Annotated in this window: 25 protein-coding genes; all 25 read right to left on the minus strand. The window is 68.3% G+C overall.

Annotated features, from left to right (window positions below):
* Window positions 1-28: 28 nt before the first annotated feature.
* The 25 genes from ACFXJ8_RS11865 to ACFXJ8_RS11985 all read right to left on the minus strand — a co-directional run bounded on the left by ACFXJ8_RS11865 (window position 29) and on the right by ACFXJ8_RS11985 (window position 21,675).
* Window positions 29-3,166: a hypothetical protein gene (locus ACFXJ8_RS11865; protein ID WP_379643841.1), complete on the minus strand. Its 3,138-nt coding sequence runs from the start codon at window positions 3,164-3,166 to the stop codon at window positions 29-31.
* Window positions 3,167-3,342: 176 nt separating this feature from the next.
* A complete protein-coding gene (locus ACFXJ8_RS11870; protein WP_379643842.1) occupies window positions 3,343-3,888 on the minus strand; it encodes a hypothetical protein in 546 nt (181 codons plus the stop codon).
* A gap of 16 nt (window positions 3,889-3,904) precedes the next feature.
* A complete protein-coding gene (locus ACFXJ8_RS11875) occupies window positions 3,905-4,375 on the minus strand; it encodes a phage tail tube protein (RefSeq protein WP_379643843.1) in 471 nt (156 codons plus the stop codon).
* A 15-nt stretch (window positions 4,376-4,390) separates the two neighbouring features.
* Window positions 4,391-4,825 (minus strand): minor capsid protein, encoded by a 435-nt coding sequence (locus tag ACFXJ8_RS11880; protein ID WP_379643844.1) that lies wholly within the window; start codon window positions 4,823-4,825, stop codon window positions 4,391-4,393.
* Between the two features lie 62 nt (window positions 4,826-4,887).
* On the minus strand, window positions 4,888-5,460 hold the full coding sequence (locus tag ACFXJ8_RS11885) for an HNH endonuclease (RefSeq protein ID WP_379643845.1): 573 nt from the start codon (window positions 5,458-5,460) through the stop codon (window positions 4,888-4,890).
* Window positions 5,461-5,780: 320 nt separating this feature from the next.
* On the minus strand, window positions 5,781-6,014 hold the full coding sequence (locus ACFXJ8_RS11890) for a hypothetical protein (RefSeq protein ID WP_379643846.1): 234 nt from the start codon (window positions 6,012-6,014) through the stop codon (window positions 5,781-5,783).
* A 14-nt stretch (window positions 6,015-6,028) separates the two neighbouring features.
* Window positions 6,029-6,343 carry a hypothetical protein gene (locus tag ACFXJ8_RS11895; protein ID WP_379643847.1) on the minus strand — a complete coding sequence of 105 codons (315 nt, stop codon included), beginning with the start codon at window positions 6,341-6,343 and terminating at the stop codon, window positions 6,029-6,031.
* Window positions 6,336-6,767: a hypothetical protein gene (locus ACFXJ8_RS11900; protein WP_379643848.1), complete on the minus strand. Its 432-nt coding sequence runs from the start codon at window positions 6,765-6,767 to the stop codon at window positions 6,336-6,338. The genes ACFXJ8_RS11895 and ACFXJ8_RS11900 overlap by 8 nt, the downstream gene beginning before the upstream one ends.
* A gap of 210 nt (window positions 6,768-6,977) precedes the next feature.
* Window positions 6,978-7,325 carry a hypothetical protein gene (locus ACFXJ8_RS11905; protein ID WP_379643849.1) on the minus strand — a complete coding sequence of 116 codons (348 nt, stop codon included), beginning with the start codon at window positions 7,323-7,325 and terminating at the stop codon, window positions 6,978-6,980.
* A 2-nt stretch (window positions 7,326-7,327) separates the two neighbouring features.
* Window positions 7,328-7,702, minus strand: coding sequence for a hypothetical protein (locus tag ACFXJ8_RS11910; RefSeq protein ID WP_379643850.1), 375 nt, complete (start codon window positions 7,700-7,702; stop codon window positions 7,328-7,330).
* A complete protein-coding gene (locus ACFXJ8_RS11915; RefSeq protein ID WP_379643851.1) occupies window positions 7,702-8,925 on the minus strand; it encodes a DUF5309 family protein in 1,224 nt (407 codons plus the stop codon). The genes ACFXJ8_RS11910 and ACFXJ8_RS11915 overlap by 1 nt, the downstream gene beginning before the upstream one ends.
* A gap of 56 nt (window positions 8,926-8,981) precedes the next feature.
* Complete coding sequence (locus ACFXJ8_RS11920) at window positions 8,982-9,569, minus strand: hypothetical protein (protein ID WP_379643852.1); 588 nt, start codon at window positions 9,567-9,569, stop codon at window positions 8,982-8,984.
* 123 nt (window positions 9,570-9,692) lie between these two features.
* Complete coding sequence (locus ACFXJ8_RS11925; protein ID WP_379643853.1) at window positions 9,693-10,025, minus strand: hypothetical protein; 333 nt, start codon at window positions 10,023-10,025, stop codon at window positions 9,693-9,695.
* Window positions 10,022-12,217 (minus strand): phage minor capsid protein, encoded by a 2,196-nt coding sequence (locus ACFXJ8_RS11930; RefSeq protein WP_379643854.1) that lies wholly within the window; start codon window positions 12,215-12,217, stop codon window positions 10,022-10,024. The genes ACFXJ8_RS11925 and ACFXJ8_RS11930 overlap by 4 nt, the downstream gene beginning before the upstream one ends.
* Window positions 12,218-12,235: 18 nt before the next feature.
* On the minus strand, window positions 12,236-12,655 hold the full coding sequence (locus ACFXJ8_RS11935) for a DUF6221 family protein (RefSeq protein ID WP_379643855.1): 420 nt from the start codon (window positions 12,653-12,655) through the stop codon (window positions 12,236-12,238).
* A gap of 7 nt (window positions 12,656-12,662) precedes the next feature.
* Window positions 12,663-14,231: a hypothetical protein gene (locus ACFXJ8_RS11940; RefSeq protein WP_379643856.1), complete on the minus strand. Its 1,569-nt coding sequence runs from the start codon at window positions 14,229-14,231 to the stop codon at window positions 12,663-12,665.
* A gap of 11 nt (window positions 14,232-14,242) precedes the next feature.
* A complete protein-coding gene (locus ACFXJ8_RS11945; RefSeq protein WP_379643857.1) occupies window positions 14,243-14,452 on the minus strand; it encodes a hypothetical protein in 210 nt (69 codons plus the stop codon).
* Between the two features lie 4 nt (window positions 14,453-14,456).
* Window positions 14,457-14,834: a hypothetical protein gene (locus ACFXJ8_RS11950; protein ID WP_379643858.1), complete on the minus strand. Its 378-nt coding sequence runs from the start codon at window positions 14,832-14,834 to the stop codon at window positions 14,457-14,459.
* Window positions 14,831-15,145 carry a DUF2829 domain-containing protein gene (locus tag ACFXJ8_RS11955; RefSeq protein ID WP_379643859.1) on the minus strand — a complete coding sequence of 105 codons (315 nt, stop codon included), beginning with the start codon at window positions 15,143-15,145 and terminating at the stop codon, window positions 14,831-14,833. The genes ACFXJ8_RS11950 and ACFXJ8_RS11955 overlap by 4 nt, the downstream gene beginning before the upstream one ends.
* Window positions 15,146-15,231: 86 nt before the next feature.
* Entirely contained in the window at window positions 15,232-16,503 is a 1,272-nt protein-coding gene (locus ACFXJ8_RS11960; protein ID WP_379643860.1) for a PBSX family phage terminase large subunit, read from the minus strand.
* A complete protein-coding gene (locus ACFXJ8_RS11965) occupies window positions 16,500-16,976 on the minus strand; it encodes a hypothetical protein (RefSeq protein ID WP_379643861.1) in 477 nt (158 codons plus the stop codon). The genes ACFXJ8_RS11960 and ACFXJ8_RS11965 overlap by 4 nt, the downstream gene beginning before the upstream one ends.
* A gap of 127 nt (window positions 16,977-17,103) precedes the next feature.
* Window positions 17,104-17,781: a hypothetical protein gene (locus ACFXJ8_RS11970; RefSeq protein ID WP_379643862.1), complete on the minus strand. Its 678-nt coding sequence runs from the start codon at window positions 17,779-17,781 to the stop codon at window positions 17,104-17,106.
* A gap of 10 nt (window positions 17,782-17,791) precedes the next feature.
* The gene (locus ACFXJ8_RS11975; RefSeq protein ID WP_379643863.1) at window positions 17,792-18,145 is read right to left on the minus strand and encodes a hypothetical protein; all 354 of its coding nucleotides are present in this window, start codon (window positions 18,143-18,145) and stop codon (window positions 17,792-17,794) included.
* Window positions 18,146-18,356: 211 nt separating this feature from the next.
* Window positions 18,357-20,954 carry a phage/plasmid primase, P4 family gene (locus ACFXJ8_RS11980; RefSeq protein ID WP_379643864.1) on the minus strand — a complete coding sequence of 866 codons (2,598 nt, stop codon included), beginning with the start codon at window positions 20,952-20,954 and terminating at the stop codon, window positions 18,357-18,359.
* Window positions 20,955-21,045: 91 nt separating this feature from the next.
* Window positions 21,046-21,675: a hypothetical protein gene (locus ACFXJ8_RS11985; protein WP_379643865.1), complete on the minus strand. Its 630-nt coding sequence runs from the start codon at window positions 21,673-21,675 to the stop codon at window positions 21,046-21,048.
* Between the last annotated feature and the right edge of the window lie 61 nt (window positions 21,676-21,736).

A 21,736-nucleotide genomic window follows, 5' to 3' on the forward strand; every position in this document is an offset into this window, starting at 1 on the left:
GCCGAACCGCCTCCTCTGTTGAATGGGGTCAGGCCTGGACGGCCAGCTGGAAGCCGAACTCGCGGCCGAGCTTGGGCACGTCGGCCTCTTCGCGGATGACCGCGCCGGTCATGTCGACCTGGACGACCGTCCCGCCCGCAGCCCCCGCACCTGGCTTGGGCGGGGTGTAGCCGTGCTGGGAGACGTCTCCCGCGTCCCGTAGGCCGCCGCGCAGCGGGTTCAGCCCGGCCGCGCTCGGGTCGAGGGGGATGCTGCCCTTGGTGAGGGTGGCTCCGACGACCTTCTGTACGGAGGCCATCGCTTGGCCGGTCATCGACTCGATGCCGACGATCCATCCTGCGATGGTCTGGACGCCGATGTCGGCCATCACCTGCGACGGCGACTTGATCTTGAGTTCCTTCTTGATCGCCCGCACGAGCGCCTTGACGATCTTCTCCATCTCGGCATCGAGCTTCTTCAGGCTCTCCTGCAGGCCCTTCAGGTAGCCTTCACCGGCCTGCTTGCCAGTGTCGAACATGGCGTCCGCTGAGGCCTTGCCCAGCTTCTTGCTGGCTTTGTCGACGGCGGCCTGAGCCTTGTTCAGCGCCTTGATTTCGCTGCCGTCGCTGCCGACCAGCATTTCAGCGAAGGTTGCGCCCTTCTCGACCCCGGCGTCGATGATCTGCTGAATCGTCTTCTTGTTGAGCCCCCGCCGGGCCAGCTCGGTGATGTTGTTGGCGAAGTTGTTGATGGCCGACGCTTTCGACTTCAGCTCGGCCGCCATGTCGCCGGCGCCCGTGAAGTCCTCCGCGTTGAGGCCGGTGATGGCGGCCCACTCGGCCGCGTCGCCTGCGACCTGCTTGGCCATCTCCTTCGCCGCCGCCAGCTTGGCCACGAGCTCGTCGCGCTGCTTCGCCAGCGCGGCAAGCGAGTCGTTGCCGACCTGGACGAACTTGACCAGGCCGTCGGCGATGTCTGGCTGGGAGGAGAACGCGTCCTTGATCTTGCCGACCAGCTGCTTGACGGTGTCGACCGCCTGGCCTTCCTCACTGGTAAGGCCGACGATGAGGCCCTTGACGGTCCAGCGACCAACCTCGGCCATGACGGTGCTCGGGCTCTTGATGCCGAGGAAGTCCTTAGCCCCCTTGAGAGCTGCCGAGGCGAGATTCTTCGCCGCCGCGATCGCATCGCCGATCATCGAGCGGATACCGGCGGTCAGACCCGAGCCCAGGTCTTGGCCGGCCTTGTGGGCGTCGCCCTTCAGGCTGTTCAGCCCGCTCGTGACCTTCTTGACCTCCGACACCGCCTGCTTGGTGTCGGCATCGACCTTGACCTTCTTGTCCTTGACCTCGTCGGTCTTTTTCTTCGTGTCGGCGAGTCCAGCAAGCGCCTTCGCGGTGTCCGCGTCGACCTTGACCGTCTTGCCGGACGGGAGCGTGACCACCGCCTGGCCGAGCTTGTCGAAGGCGATCTTGCCGTCGTCTGTCCGCTTGATCGTGACGCCGAGCGAGTTGCCGAGCCCGGCCACCGCGTCCCGGGCGGCATCGTTCTTACCCGCCAGATCCGCCAGCGTGGGCAGCTGGCGGGCGAACGCGGCCGACGCCTCGATCGTCTTCCCAGTCCGCTCGTGCTCGGCCGTCGCCGCATCCGCGAGAGCGGACGTGACGTCCCGCACCGTCTTGAGCCGGTCCAGGTTGGTCAGCTTGCCTTCCTTGGCCGCCTCAGCCGCGTCCTTCAGCGCCTCCTTCAACCTGATCTCGGCACCGAGCGCGGCAGCAGCAGGATCGAACAGCTCCTCAAGAGCGTCGGAGAAGTTCCGCACCCCGCCCGCCGCCTCATCGCCAGCCCCTCCGACACCCTGGATGGCGAGAGCCCCCGCAGCCGCCTCAGCCTGGAAGCGGGCCAGCTGGAGCGGCAGCTTTTCCATGTCCTCGAGCATCTGTTCGGGGGTAGCGCCAAGTATCTGCTCGAGGAGGTAATCGCCAGGGTTTTTAGGGTTGAGCATGCCGAGAGTGGCCTTGAGCTCGTCCGCCCAGCTCAACACCTCTGCCCCGACCGCGAGCAGCTCCGTGGCATCCTCGACCAAGTCGGCCAGCATCTGCGGATCTTCGTTCGCGATCTCGGTGAAGGTGTCGAGCATGTCGGAGATGTTGTCGATGATCTCGGGCATGCGGTCGCCCAGCTCGCGCAGGACGTTGCCGGCGGCGTCGCCGAGCCGCTCCAGGGTGGGGCCGAGGGACCCGACACCGTCGCCTACGGCGTTGATGAACGCGTCGACGTCAGGTACGAGGTCCTTGAAGATCCGCTTCAGGCTGGGCTTGAGCCGGTCGAAGGCGCGTTCGGCGACGTCCGCGGCGCGGATCGCGCTGCCCTCGAAGGGCTTGGCCACGTCGGCCAGCTCGCGCTTGATCTCGTCAGCGGTCTCCGACCAGGCATGCCGCACCTGATCGGAGGTGGCTGCCGCCTTGAAGCCCACGGCGGCCAGGCCGCCGCCGATGGCGGCCACGATCCCGCCCGCCGCCACTCCGGCCACCACGGGCAGCGCCTGGATCGCCGCGGCGGCGAGGGCCACGTTGGCGGGCCCGGCCCGGCCGATCACGCCCAGCCCGGATTCCATCGCGCGCCCGATCAGGCCGCCGCTCCGCTCCGCCCCTTCAGCGAGGCCGTCGAACAGGGTCTTGCCTTCGGCGACGAAGCGGCCTCGCGCGTCGCGCAGGCGCCCGTCGGCTCCGCGCACGAAGCGTTCCCCGGCCCGCTCCCCGCTGTCCTCGGCCGCCTGCTCCAGCACCCCCAGGGCGGCGAGCGCTTGCGCGATGTCGGCGTCGATCTCAACGTCGAACTCGCCATACCGCAGCGTGTTGAGGGCGTCGCGCGCCTCGTCGACAAACGCGTCACCAGCCCGCCGCCCGGCCCGGCCCGCGATGCCGTCAACCGCGTCGAGCTCGGCCTTGAACCCGGCGATGAGCCGGTCGATGTCGGTGAGCGCTTGCGCGGGGTCGAACGCGTCCCCCAGCTCGCGGGCGATATCGCTGCTTGCGCGGGAGACGGTCGACTCCATCGACTGCATGGAGCTACTGGTGGACGCCTGCAGGGACCGGAGGTCCGAGGTGATGGCGCGCGTGCCGCGCTGGAAGTCGCTCTTGTCGAGCTGGGCGTAGGCGACGAGCTCGCCGACCGTGAGAGTCACGAGAAGAGCACCCCCTCGTGCTGGTCAGTAGTCGTAGTCGTCGAAGGACGCCTCATCGCGGCGGAGCGCCGGCGCTTGTCCCTCTTCGCGGGCACGGAACACCCGAGACAGGCGGGTCCGCGGTTCGGACAGGAGGCCGATCACGCGCACTCTCAGCCAGTGGCCGGTGCGCTCTTTCAGGAGACCGGGTCTGCCGAGGTCGACGCCGTACGTTTGGTGGAGGTCGACTTCGACGAGGTTCCAGCGGTCGAAGATGTCCGCCCACGTGATCCCTGAGCCTTCCTCAGGGTCGGGGTTGTACCACTCTCTGAGCCCGGTGGCGGGGTCGATGGGGCCTCCGCCTGGGTCTCCGTCGGCTCGCCCGTCTCCGACTTCGATCTCTGTTTTGGGAGACCGCCCTCCCAGACCTTGAGCGCCGCCTGTTCGCCGTGGACGTGCCAGGCGAGCGCGGCCAGGCCGCAGCGGCGGATCTGCTCCCACCCGGCCTTGTCGGTCTTCAGCTGGTCGTACACGGGGCCGAGGCAGCGCCGGTAGAGGCCTGTCTCGGTCTCGTCATCGAGGACATCGTCATCGCTGCTGGCCGCGAATCGCGCGGTCAGCCACGTCCACGTGTCGGCATCGACGGGCGGCACCTTGTATTCCTTGACCTGCCCCGCCGGGAGCGGCACGGGCAGGTCCAGCGTTTCGCCGAGGCTGGCGTCGAGTTCGGGGAATCGGGGCATGGCTCGGTACGCCCTTCTAGGCTGCAGGGTTGGTGATGGCGGTGCGCTTGCCCTTGCCGCCAAGGGTGAAGTTGAACGGCTCCAGCGCGGTCGTGGCACCACCGCCGCCGCCGTACTGGACGTTGACGCGGCCCTGCCACGCGTCCGGAGCGCCATCCCGGCGGTAGTAGCGGATTTCGATGTCGGAGCCGACGCCCACCAGGTTCCCGGCATCGAGAATGGCCTGCTGGCCAGGATCCGGGATGAAGGTCGCCTCGTTGTCGGCGTCGCGCTTGCGCTTGCCCTCACACTCGAGCTTCCACTTGCGCTGCGTGACCTCGTCGCTGCCCCAGCCCTCGGAGTCGAAATCCGAGTCGTCCTCCATCGTCGAGTCGATGGTCTCCTTGAAGGAGCTGCGGCCCTTGACCGGCGTCCACACCGGGACGGCGCTGGTGCCGGTGTTGACGTCCAACGCCCAAGCGCTGGCCAGGAGTGAACGGGTTGCCATGTGTGATCTCCCTGGTTATCCGGGACGGTTGCTGGTAGGTCGGTGAACGAGCAGGTGGTAGGAGTCGGCCCGCTCCCAGCGCTGGTTGCCGTCGACGCCCATCGGGGCGTTGATGCGGCGGGTGCAGAGCAGGATCCCGGCCGTCGGCTGCTGCCAGCCCTGGAGGGCGTCGAAGGCGCGGTCGGCGATGTCGTCGACGACGCGCGGATCGGTGGTGCCGCGCAGCCTGAGCTGGACGCCTTGGGTGCCGTCGGTGTTGACGGGGTCGTCGGCGAACTGGTCCACCCCGTAGGCGGCGAGCGCGATGGCGCGGTCGGGTGTGGTGGGAAGCCGGCCGAAGGTGATGGCGATGTCGGAGGAGGTGTAGCCGCCGGCGGGCTTCCACACACCTACGCCTTGGGCGTGGAGATGCTCGGCGATCGCGGTGAGGAGGTCGGCGGTCCAGCTCAACGGCATCACCTCCAGGAATGCGAAAGCCCCGGCTGGTGGGCCGGGGCTCGGTGGTCGCAGGATCAGGCCAGCGTCAGCTCGTCTGGGAGCTTGTCGCTCTTCCACAGGTTGCACGCCGCGTGGGCTGGCCTGATGTTCGCCATGCTGTGCTCACCGCCGCGAGCAAGCGGGACCACATGGTCAAAATGCAGATCATCGAGCGTCGGGATGGTCTCTGCGCAGATGTGGCAGACCATGCCGTCACGTTCGAGGATCGCCGCATAGCTGACGACGCCGACCGACTGGTTTTTCTTCCGAAGCTTCCGCAGCTTCGAGTGCTGCCGCCGGAGAAGCGCCCACCGTTCAGGGTTCGCAGCGGTCCAGGCGAGCCAGACGTCTCGGACGTGCTCTTGGTTCGCGTCACGCCAGGTTTTGGTCGCGGCTCGGGCGCGCTCCGGATACTGCTTCCGCCAGCGGTCGTAAGCGACCTTCTTCATGGCGATGTACTCGGGGCTAGTCTTCTTCGCCGCGTGCTTCTCGCGAGCCTTCTCGGGGTCATACGACGACTTCGCCAGGACGCGGCAGCACGCCTTGCACCAGGAGTGCCGCCCGTCCTTCGCTTTCGTGACGGGCGAGAACTCGGTCTTGAGCTTCACGACATCGCATTTCGAGCACCGTTTGTCAGGCGCAGCCAGTTCCGCTTCCCAGCACGGTGTGCAGAGTCCGCGTCGCGAGGTGGCTGTGAGGGGGCATTCAGGCGTACGGCAGGTACGCTTCGTCATGTCGGCCTGCTTTCATCAGGTCGTCCACGCCCCGGGAGTGTTAGCGCACTCGCCGGGGTTCTTTGCATTAACTTTACCGTAGTGACCTGCGGATTTCCGCCGCAATGATCTCCTGCATCGTCTGCTGCTCGGCGTCGAACGGATCTTCCAAGTACTTGCTGGTTCGGCCGTTATCGTGCTTCAGAGTGAGGTCTTCATGCTGGCGCACAGCATAAATAGGGGGTGTCGTACGAGACGGCACCCCTCAGCCCCCCTTCGTCCACGGAAGGGGTGCCTGATCGTTCTAGGTCTCCCTCTTCGTGAGGCACAACTTCGCGTGACTTCTGCAGCAGGTGCTCCATGGCGACCTTCAGGCCCTTCACCGCGCCCTCCTGCATGCGCGCGTCGAGCTGGCCGGTGTCGAGCTTGAGCGTGGAGCGTTGCGCCACCGCTACCACCCCCTTCACTGCAAGGCGACTTCGAGGTGGTCGGGTGTCGGCAGGCCGCCGCCGTCCCGCCGTGATGCGGTTATGACGTACGTGAGGCGGCCGTTGACGATCATCCGGCTCCCGGCCGGGCAGGTCGCGGCGAGCCGCATGTAGACGGTCGTCTCCGAGACGACCTCCACGCCCTCAGCGTCGCGCACCAGGCGGCGTTTCTCGTCGATGAAGGCGCGCTCGGTGACCTGGTCGCCGAACTCAGGCCCGAACGGTCCCTCGCCCTCGAACGGCTCCACGATGACGGTGTGGCGTAGGAGCCAGGCCGGGAGGTTACCCATCGGCAGCCTCGCAGGTCGGGTACGTGTACGGCTCGTGCCCGGTGAGTCCGGCCTGCTGCAGGACGTTCCAGGCTTGTGGTGCGAGGCGGGTGGCGGCCGAGCCTCCACCACCCGCCCCGGTCTCAGAGCCGCGCCCGCCGCGCGCCAGCCGTACCGACCCGATCTGCACGTCCCGGTACTCGGCGCTGGCACCCGTGCCGGTCTCCCCGGCCTCCAGCCACGCGGCCACCTGCTCGCACGTCGCCTCCTTCAGGGCGGTGACGTGCTTGGCCTTGGTCGGCAACCCGTTGTCGTCGACGGGGTAGACGGCGGACTGGAGCGCCTGGTCGACGAGGCGGGACGCTCGCGTGAGCAGCAGCGCGGCGTCGGCCGGCGCGGGGCTTACGTAGGTCGGCACCAGGTCGTCGACGGTGGCGTAGGGCATGGCCGTACTCCCCTCGGTGGTGGTGTTTCCTGGCCGTCCCGCCGCTGCGGGCTGGCTAGTTCCCCGCCCTACACCGCGACGCCAACGCGGCCCGTAAGGCGCAGCGGGCGTGATATCCCCACTGGTCGCGTACGGGACAGCCAGGAGTAGGACGCAGGCAGGCGGCGCACCCTCATAGCCCCCACGCCTGCCCGCGCGTTCATGGACCCCTTACTTGGGGGTGATCTCCACGACCTCGTACGTGACCGAGGTCGGCAGGGAGACGTCGATGTAGACCGCCCCGTCGTCCTGGGCGTACGCGCCCGGCCACGGGCCGAACCACTTCGTCGCCGAGGCGGCGAGCGGGATGACCCGGTCAGCAGGCGCGACACCGTCGACGGCGGCGGCCGGCCCGAACTTCTCCGTGATGTTCACGCTGGACGCGGAGCCGTTTGTGATCCGGACGGCGCGCTTGGCGCCGTTCGGGATCGCGATCCCATCGGCGATGAAGGTTGTGGGTGTGACCGCGACGCCGGCGGTTGACGGGACGGTGGGGCTGGTGATGACGACGCGCGCCATAGCTACTCCTTTGCGAGCTGGTCGGCCAGCTCGATCAGCTCGGCCTTGGTCAGGTCGTCGGCCTGGTCGCGGTCCATGCCGTGGGAGGCGGCCCACTCGATCCAGGCGGCCTTCGACGCGGACTGGGCGGGGCGCTCGACGGGCACCCCGTCGACCACCTCAGGCTCTGGCTCGGGTGCCGGGGCCGGCGGGGGCGGCGGGGGCGGCTCTGAAGGCTTCTCCACGCTGATCCCGAACTCGTCAGGCACCTCGCGCAGCGCCTCAACGAGCTCGGGAGACTCGACCTCGGCCACACCGTCCACGAAGAGGACGATGCCGGCCGTGGTGCGGATGAACGCCTCCCCCTCGGGGAAGCGTTCGCAGCGAGCGGCGACCATCAGGCGCCTGCAGGGGCGCCGACGCGCAGCAGCTTGCCGTGCGCGCGCTCGTTGCCGTAGCGCAAGCCGATCTCGCCGTAGATCTGGCGCTTCTCCGCCGCGCCCGCCTTGGCCAACTCCTCGACGAACAGGAAGCCCTTGCCGGGGATCGGCAGGAACACCGGGGTGCACTCCTCCAGGGAGACGACCTGCAGAGTAGAGGTCGGCATGTGGCGGTTGAGCATGATGTTGAGCCGTCCGAAGTCCGTCTCGATGGTCATCACGCTGACACCGCCGACGTTGCGGGTCTGCTCCTGGAAGTTCCGGTCGGTGATGTAGATCTTCGTGAGGGCTCGCTTGATGCTGGCGCCGCACATGAGGGTGGCGGTCTCGGACTCCTGGATGCCGCCGTTCTCCCACACCTGCTGCAGCAGGTTGGAGACCAAGGCGTCGGTGAGCGGGGTCGCCTCGTACACGGTGGCGCCGCCGGTGCCGGCGAACGTGATGACGCTGCTGCCGGGGCGGGTGGCGAGGGTGAAGGTGTTCGCGTCGGCCGCGGTGGCCACGTAGTAGAGGGTGTCGGTCTTGACGACGCCGACGGCGCCGGTGGTCAGCGTGGTCAGGGTGACCTGGTCGCCGACGGCCAGGCCGTGCGCGGTGAGCGTGAAGTTGCCGTTCGTGGCGATGGTCGCGGTGCCGACGAGCGTGCCGTGCGTGGACACGTTGGTCGCGGTGGCCTCCAGAATGCCGCGGGTCTTGCGCGGGGTGGCGTTCGTGGAGGGGTTGGCGAACGTGCCCGTGATGAAGCTCTTCTCGACGTCGCGGGCGATCTGCTTGAGGTGCTGCTCGATCTGCCAGTCGAGTTCGTTGAGCACGGGGTTGCTGCCGGAAACGCCGACGGCGCCCGCGTGAGCTGAGCCGGTCGAGGCGAACTGACCAGTCGCGGCGAGCTTGGTGTAGGAGAGCTCAAGGGCTTCCTGGTGGATCTCCACCACGTTGTACACGTTGAACCGCACCCGCTCCTCGGCGGTGGGTGCGGGCGCGCCTTCGACGCGCTGCCTGTCGTCGGCGGCGTCGCGCAGGTCGTAGCCCTGCCAAGGGAACAGGGTGGCGCTGGCCGCTTCGCCGCCGGTCAGGCCGCCGATCGCGGACAGGAACGGGGTGTCGGTCGGGGTGGCTGCGAAGAGTTCGCCGACGTAGTTCGGCAGGCCGAAAGTGTTGCCCTGCCCGGTGATACCCGCCATGGGGTGTCATCCTCTCTGGTCGAGATCGGGCAGGCTTTCGGCCTGGCCCTGGTCGTCTACTGGGTTGTGAACATGAGCTGCGTCTTGAGCTGACGCGCCGCTTTCCAATCGCCCTTGGCTTCGGCGTCGGCGATCTGCTCGTGGAGGTTCTTGGGCGGGGCCCCGTTGCCGTTGCCGCCGCCGAAGTCGCCGCCGGACTGGCCAGGACCGCGAGAAGCGGCGATCTTGGCGAGCTTGGTGACGGCCTTCTTGATCTCGGCCTCGTCGACGTCGCCCTGCTCGTCGACGAACCTCGTGGTGTCGATGAGGTCGAGCGCTTCGCCGAGGTCGAGGCCCTTCGCTGCGACCGCGGCCTTGAACTCGGCGGCGGCCAGGCGCTTGCCGTAGTCGACGGCGGCGGTGGTCTTGCCGCGCTGCTCGGCTTCGGCGACGGCCTTCTCCTGGGCTGTCATCGACTCGGTGCGGAGCTTCTCCAGCTCCTCGGCGGCCTTGGCGTTGGTGCGGGCCTGCTTCTCTGCCGCCTTGCGCTGCTCGCGCTCGGAGGACAGGGCCGACTTCAGCCCGGCCAGGTCATCGGTGCTGGTGGACGTCTCGTCCGCCGTGGTGTCCTGGGTGGTGTCGTCGGTGGTGGTGTCGTCAGCCATGCGGCTGCTCTCCTTCAGGTGGGACGCCGGGCGTCACGCCGGGCATGCCGAAAACCCGCCGAGGCGTCTCGCCGGGGCGGGGACCACCGCAGGGTGCGGTGGGAGATCAGGTGGTTCGGGGCGTCAGGCGCGGAGCTCGTAGTCCGGCATGTAGAGGGCCGGGTCGAGCAGCTCGGAGGCGGGCACGTCGCGCGCCGCGCACTCGGTCATCAGCACCCACACGTAGGAGGCTGCGGTGGTGCCGGCCGACCCTGCCTTCTCGGCGGGGAGGAATCCGGCCGCCTGCTTGTCGTCGGTCCACACGTGGCCCACCAGGCGCCCGTCGCGGTCGCGGAGTTCGGCCTTCCTTATCTCGCCCTGGGCGATAGGTGAGTAGCCGGGCGGCGATGACATCTCTTCCGGGAGGAGCGAGCCGGGCCCCCATCGGGGATGCGTGAACGGCTGATCCGCCATCATGCTCCCTTCTCGCTGCCTGGCCCATCGTCGGGCCCGTACGGGTCGGGCTTCCAACCGGGCGGTGGAGTCCATCCATCTGAGACGATCTCGACTTCGAGCACCCAGTTATCGAGCTGCTTATAGACAGCATGCACGACATAGTGGGCGCCGCGCTGGAGAAGCACCTCGAGTTCGTCCTCGCCGTACTTGGAGATGGGCATCACGTCGAGCATCGGATACCCGGCGGGGACGCGGATCATCAGCTGGATCTGGTTGCCGTCCCTCTCGCCCTTGCCGACGCTGGTGGACCAGAAGCCCGCCTCCTTGAACGTCTTGCCGACCAGGGCATACATCTGTTCTGGCTGGAAGATGTCGACGCCGAGCCCGTTGCGGCTGTAGCCGCTGTCGGTTCCCCGGTGGACGAGGACAGGCTCTGGCGCCCTGGAGGAGTTGAAGGCGGCGTCGATGTTGGAGACGAGCCGGTCGAACCGCATGCGTTCGGCGGCGGTGAGCTTTTCGCCGCGGAGCCCGTTGTTGATCAGCGTGTAGTCGAAGCCGGTGTAGTCGACGATGGCTTCCCGCTGTTCGGCGGGCAGGTTTCGGATGGAGGGGAGCTGGGTGTGGGCCCAGTCGAGTCCGGCCTGGTTGGTGCGGTGCCGTACACCGTGGCGCATGCCAGGCGCGGCCTTGCGGGCGGCTTCCTGGCGTGCCTTCTCGGCGGCGGCGCGGCGGGCGGCTTCGGCGGCCTCGCGTTTGGCCTGCTCGATGGCCGCCTTCCGCGCGGCCTCCTCGGCGGCCTTCTTCGCGGCCTCCTCGGCTTTCGCCTTGGCCTCGGCTTCGGCCTTCGCTTTCGCCTCGGCCAGGGCCTTAGCCTCTGCCTCCTGCTTCGCCTTCTGCTCGGCGGCCTGACGCTCGGCTTCCTGCTTGGCCTTGACTTCAGCGGCCGCTCGCGCTGCCGCCTTCTCGGCCTGGACGCGCCCCTGGTCGGCGTCGGGCGAGGATGGCGTGGCCGGTAGCTGGCCCTGGACGGGGGGCTGCAGCGGGGTGATGGGTCCGCCGGGCGCCTCGCCGCGGGGGATGTTGCCGGCGCCGATCTGCTCGCGGTACGGGAGCCGCTTCAGGTCGGGGTGGGCCTTGAGGTGGTCGCGGAGCGCGGCCTGAGCGGCGCGGACCTTGACGCGGGCGGCCTTCTTCGCGGGCTCGTCGAGCGCGCCGACCTCCAGCTGCTTGGCGGCCCGGATCTTGCGTTCGAGGTAGCGCTGCCGCTGGCGGGCCTTGTCCCCTTCGGGGTCGGCGGTGCCGGTCTTCAGCTTCGTGACGCCGGGCAGGTAGGCGCTGGCCGAATGCCTACAATTCGGGTGAAATAGCCCCTTCGCCATAGCGCCGGGCAGAGTGTCGATGACGTCGACGGTGACCATCTCGCCGTCGCGGGTGGCGTGCTCGACCTGGATCTTCCCGGTCGGCCCGGCGTCGCGCCTGAGCACCTGCGACTCGTATCGCCTGCAGATCTTGCACTCCTGCACGTTGTCGCTGATGTAGACGAGGTCGATGCCGATCGACTCCAGGCGGTCGGTCTGGCCCTGGACCGCGGCCCTCTGCGCGTTGGTGCGGGCCATCATCTCCACGTAGGAGCTGAGCTTCCAGCGGCGGCCGGCGCGGTCGGTGAAGTCGACGATGCCCCGCTCGATCAGCTGGGACCACGCGGCCTGTGAGGCTTCCCGCCTGGTGTAGCTGCCGGTGATGATGCGGGCGGCGGCCCCGGCCTGGACGGCGCGGTAGGCGTCGACGGGGGCGCGCAGGATGTTGGCGTCGACGCGGCCGACGTCGCGGTGCAGCGCCTGGGCGATGTTCTCGACCACGCGCGCGTTCGGCACGACCGCGGTGGCGGCGCGCGCCTGCTGGCCGATGCCCGACTTGGGGAACCACGATGCGGGCAGGTCGGCGACCGCTGCATCCCCGCCGGATCGGTAGGCGTCGGCGATCGCCTGCCTGATGATGCGCGCGCGGGTGGCCTGGAGGCTGGCCACGATCAGACGAGCCGACGCCTGCAGTTTCCTGATCGCGTCGAGCTTGGTCTCCTGGAACGGGCTCGGGAGGGGCAGGTCGGCGCGCAACCGCTGGGCGACCGTCTTGACGAGCGCGGCCTCTACCTCGCGGTAGAGATCGGCGACGGAGGCGGCGATCTGGTCGAGGAGGTCCTGGTCGACGGCCACAAGGACCTCCTCGAACTATCAACTCTCGGTTGATGGTTGCCAGTCCGCGCGGTATTCAGGGTGGTCGGCGTACGGCAGGGCGAGCAGCTTGAGGTGGTCACAGGGCCACGGAACGATGTCCTCCCCATCCCCGTAACACACCCACGACTCTCCGGCGCACTTCAGCGTGAAGCCGAATAGCTGCCGATCCGTCTCACTGAGAGGTTCCGGCAGGTGGAGCTCCACTAGCCGCCGCTTGGCTTCGACCTCACGAAGGACACGGGCGGGCTGGAAGCGCTCCAGGTATTCCTCTGCGGTATCCAGCGCAGGGGTCCTGAACGTCTCGTAGTCCGGCCACCCTGGGTTCCCGTCAGCGGCACCGAGCGCGCTTATGGCGGCCTGTGCCAGGGTCTCGTCCTCGTCGAGGCGGGCCCGTAGGAACGCGATCAGGTCATCCATGCGCCCATCATTCCTCGCGGCGGGGCGGCCCGTCCTTCGCCGCCGGGTCCTCGGGATTGCCCTCGTCGCCGGTCATCTCGCCGGGCAGCGCGAACGGATCCTCCATCGGATCCGGTCGGGCGTCGGCGATCGCCTGCACTTCGGCCTGGATCTGCTCTTCGTCCCAGTCCTGGTGGAGGAGTCTGACGAGGGTCTCGTCGGACGCGGCCTCGGCCCTGCGCATGAGCTCGGCGGTCTGTGCGAGCTGCATCATGTCGGGGCTGACGCTGTCGCCGAAGACGACGGTGGGTTTCTCGGGGGTGACCCCGGTCGGGAAGATGGACGCTTCGAGGGTGAGCAGCATCTCGATCGCCGAGGCGAGCTCGGGCGCGGTGTAGAGCGCCTTGCGCCCGCGGGTGACGAGCGAGCGCCGCTCCTTGGCTGCGACCTCGGTGGCGGTGACGGCCACCTCGCCGGACAGGCCGAAGCTCTGGGCGCTGTAGCCGGTGGCGCGGAGGATCGCGGCGAGCTGCTCGGCCTGGGTCTCCTTGTGCTCCATGACCCTGATCGCGAACTGCTGGGCGCTGATTTCCATGCGGTCGTCGCCGCCGAGCACGGAGAGAGCCTCGTAGATCTCCCGGTCGGGATCGAAGTAGGCGCCCTGCCCCTTGCCCATCGACTGGAGGTAGGAGTCGGGAACGATCAGCCTGGCTTTGGCGAGCCGGATGTCGCGCATCCAGCTGGTCCAGGTTTCGTCGAGCGAGTCCATCAACCCGAGGACGGGCCCGTCGAAGTCGGAGCGGCCGAGGTTCGCCCCGGCCGGGTAGTTCCGCCACGTGCGGTTCGGCCGCATGTTGGGGATGTAGACGGCGGTGCAGCGGGTGAGCCCGGTCTCGATGGACGGCTGGAGGCCGGCGGTCTCGGGGTGCGCGGTGAGCGGCAGCTGCTTGCCGAGGTCGCCGACCGCGCCCCGATACAGGCCGTTGTGGATGAAGCCAGGCTCGTGCCGTTCGAGGTGCCAGACGCAGGTCTTGTCGTCGGGCTGCTCGATCACGCGCCAGAACGTCACCGCGTAGAGGCGCCCCCAGCGCCACTCGGGCACGGCCGCATCGGCATGCACGGCGGCGAGCCAGGGCTTCTCGGCGACGTCGGTGTCCCAGACGCAGCGAAGGTAGTAGCCGCCCAGGGCGGCGCCGACCTCGGATCCTTCAAGGAGGGTGGCCTGCAGGGAGGGCAGGAGTTCGTCGATGCGCTCCTGCGTCTGCGGGTTCTCGACCGTGATGCTCGGAGGCTCGCTGAAGAGGAGGTCGCTCGACATCGTGGCGATGTCGCTCGCGATGGGGACGTGGAGCTTGGTGGGCTTCTCGCCGGCTGGGGTCGGCGCGCCCCAGAAGGTGCGGGCGAACGCGCCCACGATGCCGCCGCGGTACTGGCTCGGTCGGTTGGCCGGGATCGTCGTGGAGGTGCCGCGGGCGTCGCCGTACAGCGCGGCGAGACGCTCGGCGTCGCCCTGGTACCAGGTGTCGAGCACGGTGTAGTGCTGGTAGATGGGGGCGAGGTGTCGGGGCGGCCAGATGCCGCCGCTCGGCAGCGGCATGACACGTCCTCTCAGTCGTCGGTGACCTTGTCGATTTGCTCGAGCGCGTACACCAGGAGGGCCCGGCAGATCGCGCGGTCACGCGGCTGCAGACCGGACGGGTTCGCGCGGTCGATGATGCAGATCGTGGGGGCGGCGCCCTCGGTGACGAACAGCAGTGCGGGGCCCTCAGGCACGGTGATCGTGCGGAGCGCTTCCGGCATGGAGTCCACGTAGATCATCAGGTCAGTCCCCCAACCTGCCCAGCTTGAGCCTGAGCGAGGCGGTCCCGTTGAGGTCGTGCTGCTGCCAGTCCCATTCGAGGATCTTGTAGGGCTTGCCGTACACCACGATCTCGTCCTGGAGTGGGTGGAGCACGTCGGTGACGGGAGGCTTCGGGTCTCGCGCGAGCTTCGGCCATCCCGCCGTCAGGTCGTCCAGTTCCCGGCTCAGTGCTTCGGCGAAGTCGGGGCTCACGGGAGGCGAGTCGTGGAGCGCGGTGTACAGCCGGGTCCATGCGTCGGCGATCGCGACCTGGTTGGCGACGGCCTCGGAACAGAGAATGTTGTCGGCTGCGAGTTCGAGGCAGTGGGCGGCCTTCTCGGCAGCCAGCTCGGGTGTCACGCGCGCTTCCCGTCAGCCCAGGTGATCACACCGTCAGCGGTGGCGAACATCCAGTCCTCGGCTAGGACATCGCTCACCGTGGGCTGCCACGGCACGAACGACTCGTCTGCCGTGTGCAACATCAGGTACGGGCGGAACGCACGGACGGTCCCCTCTGGGATGCCCGTGGCCTCAGCCGTGTTCGCGTTGATGGCGATCCCGTCCGGGTAGCCAGGCTGGAGGACGACGTACTGTCCGGTGGCGTTCCATCCACTGCGTGTGATCTTCGCGCCCTTCTTGAGGACGGTGAGGGCGGCGCTGAAGTCGAGCATGGGGGACTCCAAGGGGCTCGGTGATCTTGGATGTGAAACTTGGGAGAACAGAACTTCCCAAAAGCTAATGATCAGTAGAGCAGTGCTCACGCGGCTTTCGACGGCGGCGCGAGCTGGCCGTGCCAGATGTTGCGCGTCGTCCTGATCCCGTACCGCAAGGCGTCCACGCCGTGGTCGTTGACCTTGAGCGGCTTGTCCTCGCCCTTCTCGGACTCGTCGGGATCCCAGGCGTAGCCGGGAATCTCCTTGATCAGCTCCTTGCACTCCGCAGAGACGCGGAGACGGCCTGTGGCGAACAGGCTCGCGACGTCGCGGATGCCGTCAACGACCTCGTTGTCGGCCAAGGTCGAGTTGGTGCCGTCGCGGTGCATCTGGACGCGGTAGCTCTTCGCGGACGGGTCCACGATCCAGTACGTCGGCGTGATCCCGAGGCTGGTGATCCAGGCGCGCACACGCTCGGAGTACTCGGCGTCCGTCAGCGAGCCGCGCTGCTTCTTGCTGTCCCATCGCCATTCGTGGCCCACGTACAGGCGCCCGTCGACGCCCAGGCCGATAGCGAGGGCATGGAACGGGTTCGTCGTCCCGTAGTCGAGGGCGACACACAACCACTGCGAGATGCCGGGCAGCTCGGCGACGACGTGCCGGGCCGGATCCCACGACTCGTAGATGACGCCCTCGGCCAGGCACCACTCGCCGAGGATGAGGCGCCGGTACCAGAGTCCGGTGAATTCGCTGGAGACGTCGGCGACGTATTCGGGGGTGAGGTTCGGGTTGTCGGCCAGCTTGAACGAGAACCGGTGGAGGTTGAGCGTGTCGGGGTCGTCGTTGCGGTGGAGCTGGCCCTGGTGGTCGATCCACAGGCGGGCCCGGTCCAGGTAGTCGACGAGGAGCCAGTGCTGCGGACCGTCCGGGTTCGTTGTGCCGAAGAGTTGGGCGCCGGGGATGGAGAGCCGGGTGAGCAGCATGACCCAGAACGACTCGGGGATCGTCGAGACTTCGTCGACGTACGCGCCCACCAAGCTCAGGCCTCGGATCTTGTCCTCGGATCCCTCGTTGTAGGCGCCGACGACGTAGACCAGGCGGCCGAGCAGGTGGAGTTCGCCGCGGCCGGCCACGAACTTGCAGCGCTTCTCACCGAGCATCTCGACCAGGGGGTCGATGATGTTCCGCTTCAGGGTGCGTTCGGTCTTGCCGACCATGAGGAGGGGGCCGGCCGGGGCCGACCTGACGAACTTCAGCCACTTCATCAGCGAGCTGATCGTCTTCGAGGATCGGACTGAGCCGTCCCACACGTTGAGGCGCGCGGTCGCGTGGAGCACGCTGTCACGCTGCTTACCCACCAAGGGGGTGACGTTCACAGGCCCGTCATCTCCGTCAACCAGGCGTCAACCGCCGCGTGCGACTCACCCGAGCTGTCGTGCTTCTCGATGACGAGGTGCTTGTCGATCGCGGTGGCCGCGCTGACGATCAGGTTCCGCTTGTCCGCAGTCGACGGGGCCGGGAGCTCCTTCGAGTTGAAGGTGTTGTCCTTCCCTCCGAAGTTCCACACGAGCGCAGGCTTGTGCAGATCGTCAAGGAACCGGTTCGCCTCCTCCAGGAAGCGCCGGGACGTCGACGCGCGGAGGGCGGCGTTGTCGGCCTTCTTCGCCTCAGTCGCGTTCTTCGTCTTCGTACGTTCGAAGCCGAGCCCGTTGTCGCGGGCTATCTTCGCGACGGTGGAGGGGGCGACTCCGTGTTCGGTGGCGATGCTGCGGCATGACTTCTCGCCGGATTCAATGTCGCGGAGGATGGCCGCGCGGGCCTTGTCGTTGAGGGGCTTTCCCTGAGGCACACGTGCTCACCCCCGGACATGAAGAAGCCCCGCGCTGTGGCGGGGCTGGATTAGGGCATGCTGCGCCTCATGCCTGTGGATAATACCTTCCCCCGCAGGTAGAAGCAATGCGACGCACTGTGAAGCATTACGCGGCGCGTTCTTCGGCCGCTTGGATGTGCCGGGCGAGGCGTTCCCAGTCCTGGATCGGCCACACTGGCCGGCCTCCCCACCACGTGCCCACCTCCCTGGTCGGCGGCTCACACACCACGCTGCTTTCGCAGACGATGGCGACCTGGCCGCCGGGCAATTCGCGGACTCTCCATGCGTCGGGCTGGTGGCACCAGGGGCATTCGACGTCGAGCGCCTGCCCGGTGTAGACCATGCACAGGCTGTGGGCGACCCTGTCCACCATGGTGCGTGCGATCCTCGCGACGTGCTCGACAAACAGCTCGTCGCCGACGTCGAGAACGCGGCGGGCGACGAAAAGCAGGTACGGGCGGGCGTCCATCTCCCCCGGGCCAGGCGGCGGCAGCTCTTCGTAGCCGAGCAGGTCGGCCACCTGGGCGGCGAGGTCGTCGGCCTGGACGAGTAGGTCGAGCACCGTCTGCAGCACGCTGATATCGAGCGGGGCCGGGGAGGCGCCGAGGGACAGCCTCGACCTCTCGAAGCGTTCGATGCGGTCGCGCTCGTCGCGTTCGGCGATCACCTCGGGGGTGAGCTCGGTTTGCCGCCATGGCCGGCGGGTGCCGGGAATCCTCATTTCGATGAGGTCGGGCCAGTATTCGGCTGCCCATTCGAGGTCTGCCACAACTTCGTCTCTCAATGCGGTCTCCTCAGAATGGCGGGATATCGGGGCTGGCCGAGGCGTACGGGATGACGAGGGTGGTGGGCGGTTGGCGAATGGTCGGGCGGTGTGGGCCTGGCGGGCATTTGTGGGTGGCGACGACTTTCCATTCGCGGGTGGATCGCGCGATTCGGAAACTGTGCCGGTACATCAGGTAGGGCTTTCGGGGGAGGCCAAGGGGTTGCACGTCGTAGGTGAACCGGCCGTCGAGGATGGCGGCCAGCTCCTGGTGGGGGTCGAGCGGGGCGGCGTCGGCGCGGGCGGGGATGCCGTCGGTGTGCGCCACCAAGATCAGGCCGCCGCATCGGGGGCAGCTGTCGAGCACGGCCGGGCTGGAGATCATTCCGACCGCCCGATGACAGATGACAGATTTCTCTGTGTTCCACCCTTGGTGTGCGCACGCATGCGGGCGCGTACACGTACGCGTAAGGAGGGAACGATGGGAAAACTGTCATCCGTCATGACCTTGAACGCGGGTGGCGGATCCTTGCAGGTCAGACAGCGAATTCTCGCGATGACGGATCTGTCATCGGCACGGCGATCCGTCACGCGGTTCACCATCCCGGCCCGCCGATCTTGTCGCCGTCGTCCGGCTGGGTGAAGCCTCGCGATGACGGATCCGTCATCGGCGTGACGGATCCGTCATCGCCCTCACGGTCCTCGGCGAGGAGGGTGATCCGGGTGTAGAAGCGTGCGGTCGAGGAGCGGGCGTCGCCGACCCCGTGCCGGCGGGTGAGCTCCATCGTGAGCTTCTTCGGAGACACCGGGATCTCTCCCTCGTCGAAGCACCAACGCTCGTAGGCTTCGCGGAACTTGGTGACGTTGATCTGCACCTGGTCGGAGGCCGCCTTGTGGCATCGGGTGGCCACGAACCTGGAGACGGTGTCCTGGTCGGCGGCGTACTCGTCCGTGGCGGCCTTGACCGTCTCGGGCTCGTCGAGGCCGCCCTGGTGGTAGGCGGCCGCCCCCGCCACGATCCACGCGAGCAGTGCCGGGCCGTGCTCACCGGCAAGGATTCCTTGCAGGTCATCGACCACCTTCTCGGGCTCGACCTCATGCAGGAACGGGATCAACCTCAGGCGCCGCCAAAAGGCTCGACCACCAGCGCGTACGGACGGCTGGTGGTTTCCCATGAGCCACAAATGGTGTGACGGCTTGAAAGTGAAATGGTCCTGCCTCATAAACCGGGCCGTTAGTGTGTCGCCGCCCGTCAATTGCTTAACTTTCACTTCATCAAAACGATCGTCGTCCGCGACCTCACTGCAGACGACCATTCTCATACCGGCCAACCGGGCAATCTCGGTCTCATGCTGAATGGAGGCTTTCGCCATGAGGAAGCCGCTCGGCGCAGTCGTCGCATAGTCGCCGAGCACCGCGACCAAGGCCTCAAGGAAGACGCCCTTGCCGTTGCCGCCCGTGCCGACGCAGAAGGGCAAGACGTGCTTCGCTACGGACCCTGTCGCGCTGTACCCGATCAGGCGCTGCAGGTAGGCGACGAGCTGGGTGTCGCCGCCGAACGTGTCGGCCAGGAACTCATGCCAGCGCGCAGGGTCGGCGGCCGCGTCGGGCGAGCAGGCGGTGACCTTGGTGTGGAGCTTGGTGGCGTCGGCCGGGCCGAGCGTGCCGGTGCGCAGGTCGACGATCCCCGAGGGCGTGTTGAGCTCCCACGGCTGGTTGTCGAGCTCGTCGAAGCTGATGACGATTCGCACGTCGGTCTGGGCTTGGGCGAGCATGGCGCCAGTGCCGACCGCGCCGAGCGCTTTCCGCTTGTGGGCGACGGCCAGCTTGTCGGCCTCGGGCAGGCCGCGGGCGATCCTCTTCCCGTACTCGCGGACCAGGCCGCCGCCGATCGGCTGCCACTCCCAGCGGGTGCCCGTCCAGGCGAGCCAACGCCCACGCTCGGGGCAGTAGCGGATGACGTCGCCGAACCTGTCGACGAGCTGGAGGGCGTTGCCGTCGTCGGACTGGGCGTACGTCCTCTCTTCCACGATCTGGAGGGGCGGCGGCCCGTCGGGGTGGAGCTCGACGACTGGGGCGAGGTTGCCGACGATGGGCGGCGGGGCGACCGCGGGGGCGGGCATGGTGCGCTCGACGCGGTGGCCGTACCCCTGGGCGGCCAGCTTGGAGGCGGCGGCCGAGAGCGCGGCCGGGCTGGTGGAGCCTTCGGTGAGATGCGTGTGGGCGCCGAACTTTGAGTAGGGCCGTTCGGTCTCGAACTCGGTCGACGTGGTGAACACGTACAGGTTGTCGAGCCCGTCGCGGCCGGTGGTCGCGGAGATACCGGTGCTCTTGCCGGGGCGGCACCAGTAGGTGACCCCGGACGAGTCGGTGTAGATGCGCGTCCAGCCGCGCGGGGTGAGGATCTCGTCCCACGTGGTGCGCTCGGTGAAGTCGTCGCCGGGCGAGACGCCCTCGTCGTCGTCCCATGCGGGCGCGGGCTGCGTGAAGAGCTGGCCGGGCGCGGCGACGTCTTCCCGGATCCGGGAAGACGGCTGATCAGCGGGTACGTGACTGGGCATGCGGTCGAAGGTGGCGGCCAGCTGGTGGAGGGCGTCACGCTCTTCAGCGGTGATGGAGGCGATGGTGTCGGGTCCGCCGGCCAGGAGCTGCCACGGCTTCCCGGTCTCGTGGGTGGTGCCCGCGCTGGGGGCGAGGACGACCCAGCCGCCCTCCCCGCGCGTCTCGATCAGGACCTTGACCTTGTCCTGGGGGTTGGCGGCGAGCTCTTCGGGCGTGGCGGGCCGTCGGGCCAGCTTCGTGTTCCCGGCGACCGTGCTGTCGGCGACCTTGTAGAGCAGGTGGATGCCGCCGGAGGGCGTGACTTCGACGTAGCCGGTGGTGACGCGCTTCCACAGCTCGCCGAGCCTGGATGCTTCGGCGAGCTGCCCGTACTCTCCGAGCACGTTGTCGGCGACGGCGCGGCCCTCGAACTCCAGCATCTCCAGGTTGCCGGAGACAGCGCCGCAGACCACGCCGAGGCCCTGTGCCCTGTCGCCAGAGAACCACTCCACCATCTGGTCTCGGCTGGACCGCTCGTGCTGGTAGGGCTTCCAGAAGATGGCGGGCCGTTTGCTGCCGTCGACGGCGGCGGGGAGAACGCACAGTCCAGCGTCGTGCAGCTGGAGGGCCGTCTGCAGCAAGGTTTCGTTCAATGTGCGCTTCCCTCGATGGTTCCGGTGGTGGGTGGGGGCGCGAAAGCCCCGAGACGACCAGCGCGGCGTCTCGGGGCTGTTCATGGGCGCGTTACGCGGCCGGTGCCGGGGGCGGGGCCTGCATGCCGAGCGCGGCCATGGCGGCGGCGGCCTCGGCCGCGTTCGGCGCCACCTGAGGAGCGGCCGGGGCCGGAACCGGAGCGGGCTGGGGAGCGGCCGCCATGGGGGCGGGCGCGGGCTGGCCAGCCCACTGGGGCGCCTGCGCCGGGACGCCCGGGGCCTGCGGGATCGGCGCGGCCGCGGGAACCGGCACGGGAGCCGGGGCGGGCTGCTGGACGACGGGCGCGGTCTGGAACGGGTTGCCGCCCACGGACTGCAGCCACTGGGTGGCGAAGGCGGCGTCGGCCTCGTTGAACGGGTTGAGGATGTACGGCGCGGACTGGCCGGGCTTGGCGACGCCCTGGCCGAGGCGGGCGAGCACGGGGTCCTTGCCGATGCTGGCCTGCAGGGAGCCGATGAGCGGCTTCTGGAAGAACAGGACGCTCGTCTCGACGCGCGGGCCCTCGGGGCTGGTGAGGACGACGACGTCGGCCTGGATGGCGTCGCTGGTGCCGTACGCGGTGACGATGTCCTTGCGCAGGTCGCGGACGTAGATGAGGAGGAGGTGGCCGACGTGGTCCTTGGCGCGGAAGTCGGAGGCGGCGGAGGGCTGAGCGAACATGTTGATCCTTTCGGAACCTGACGGAACCTGACTTGATGTGACCTGACTTGGTGGTGCAAGA

This window comes from Nonomuraea sp. NPDC059194, assembly GCF_042754765.1.
In the GTDB taxonomy this organism is placed as follows: Bacteria; Actinomycetota; Actinomycetes; order Streptosporangiales; family Streptosporangiaceae; genus Nonomuraea.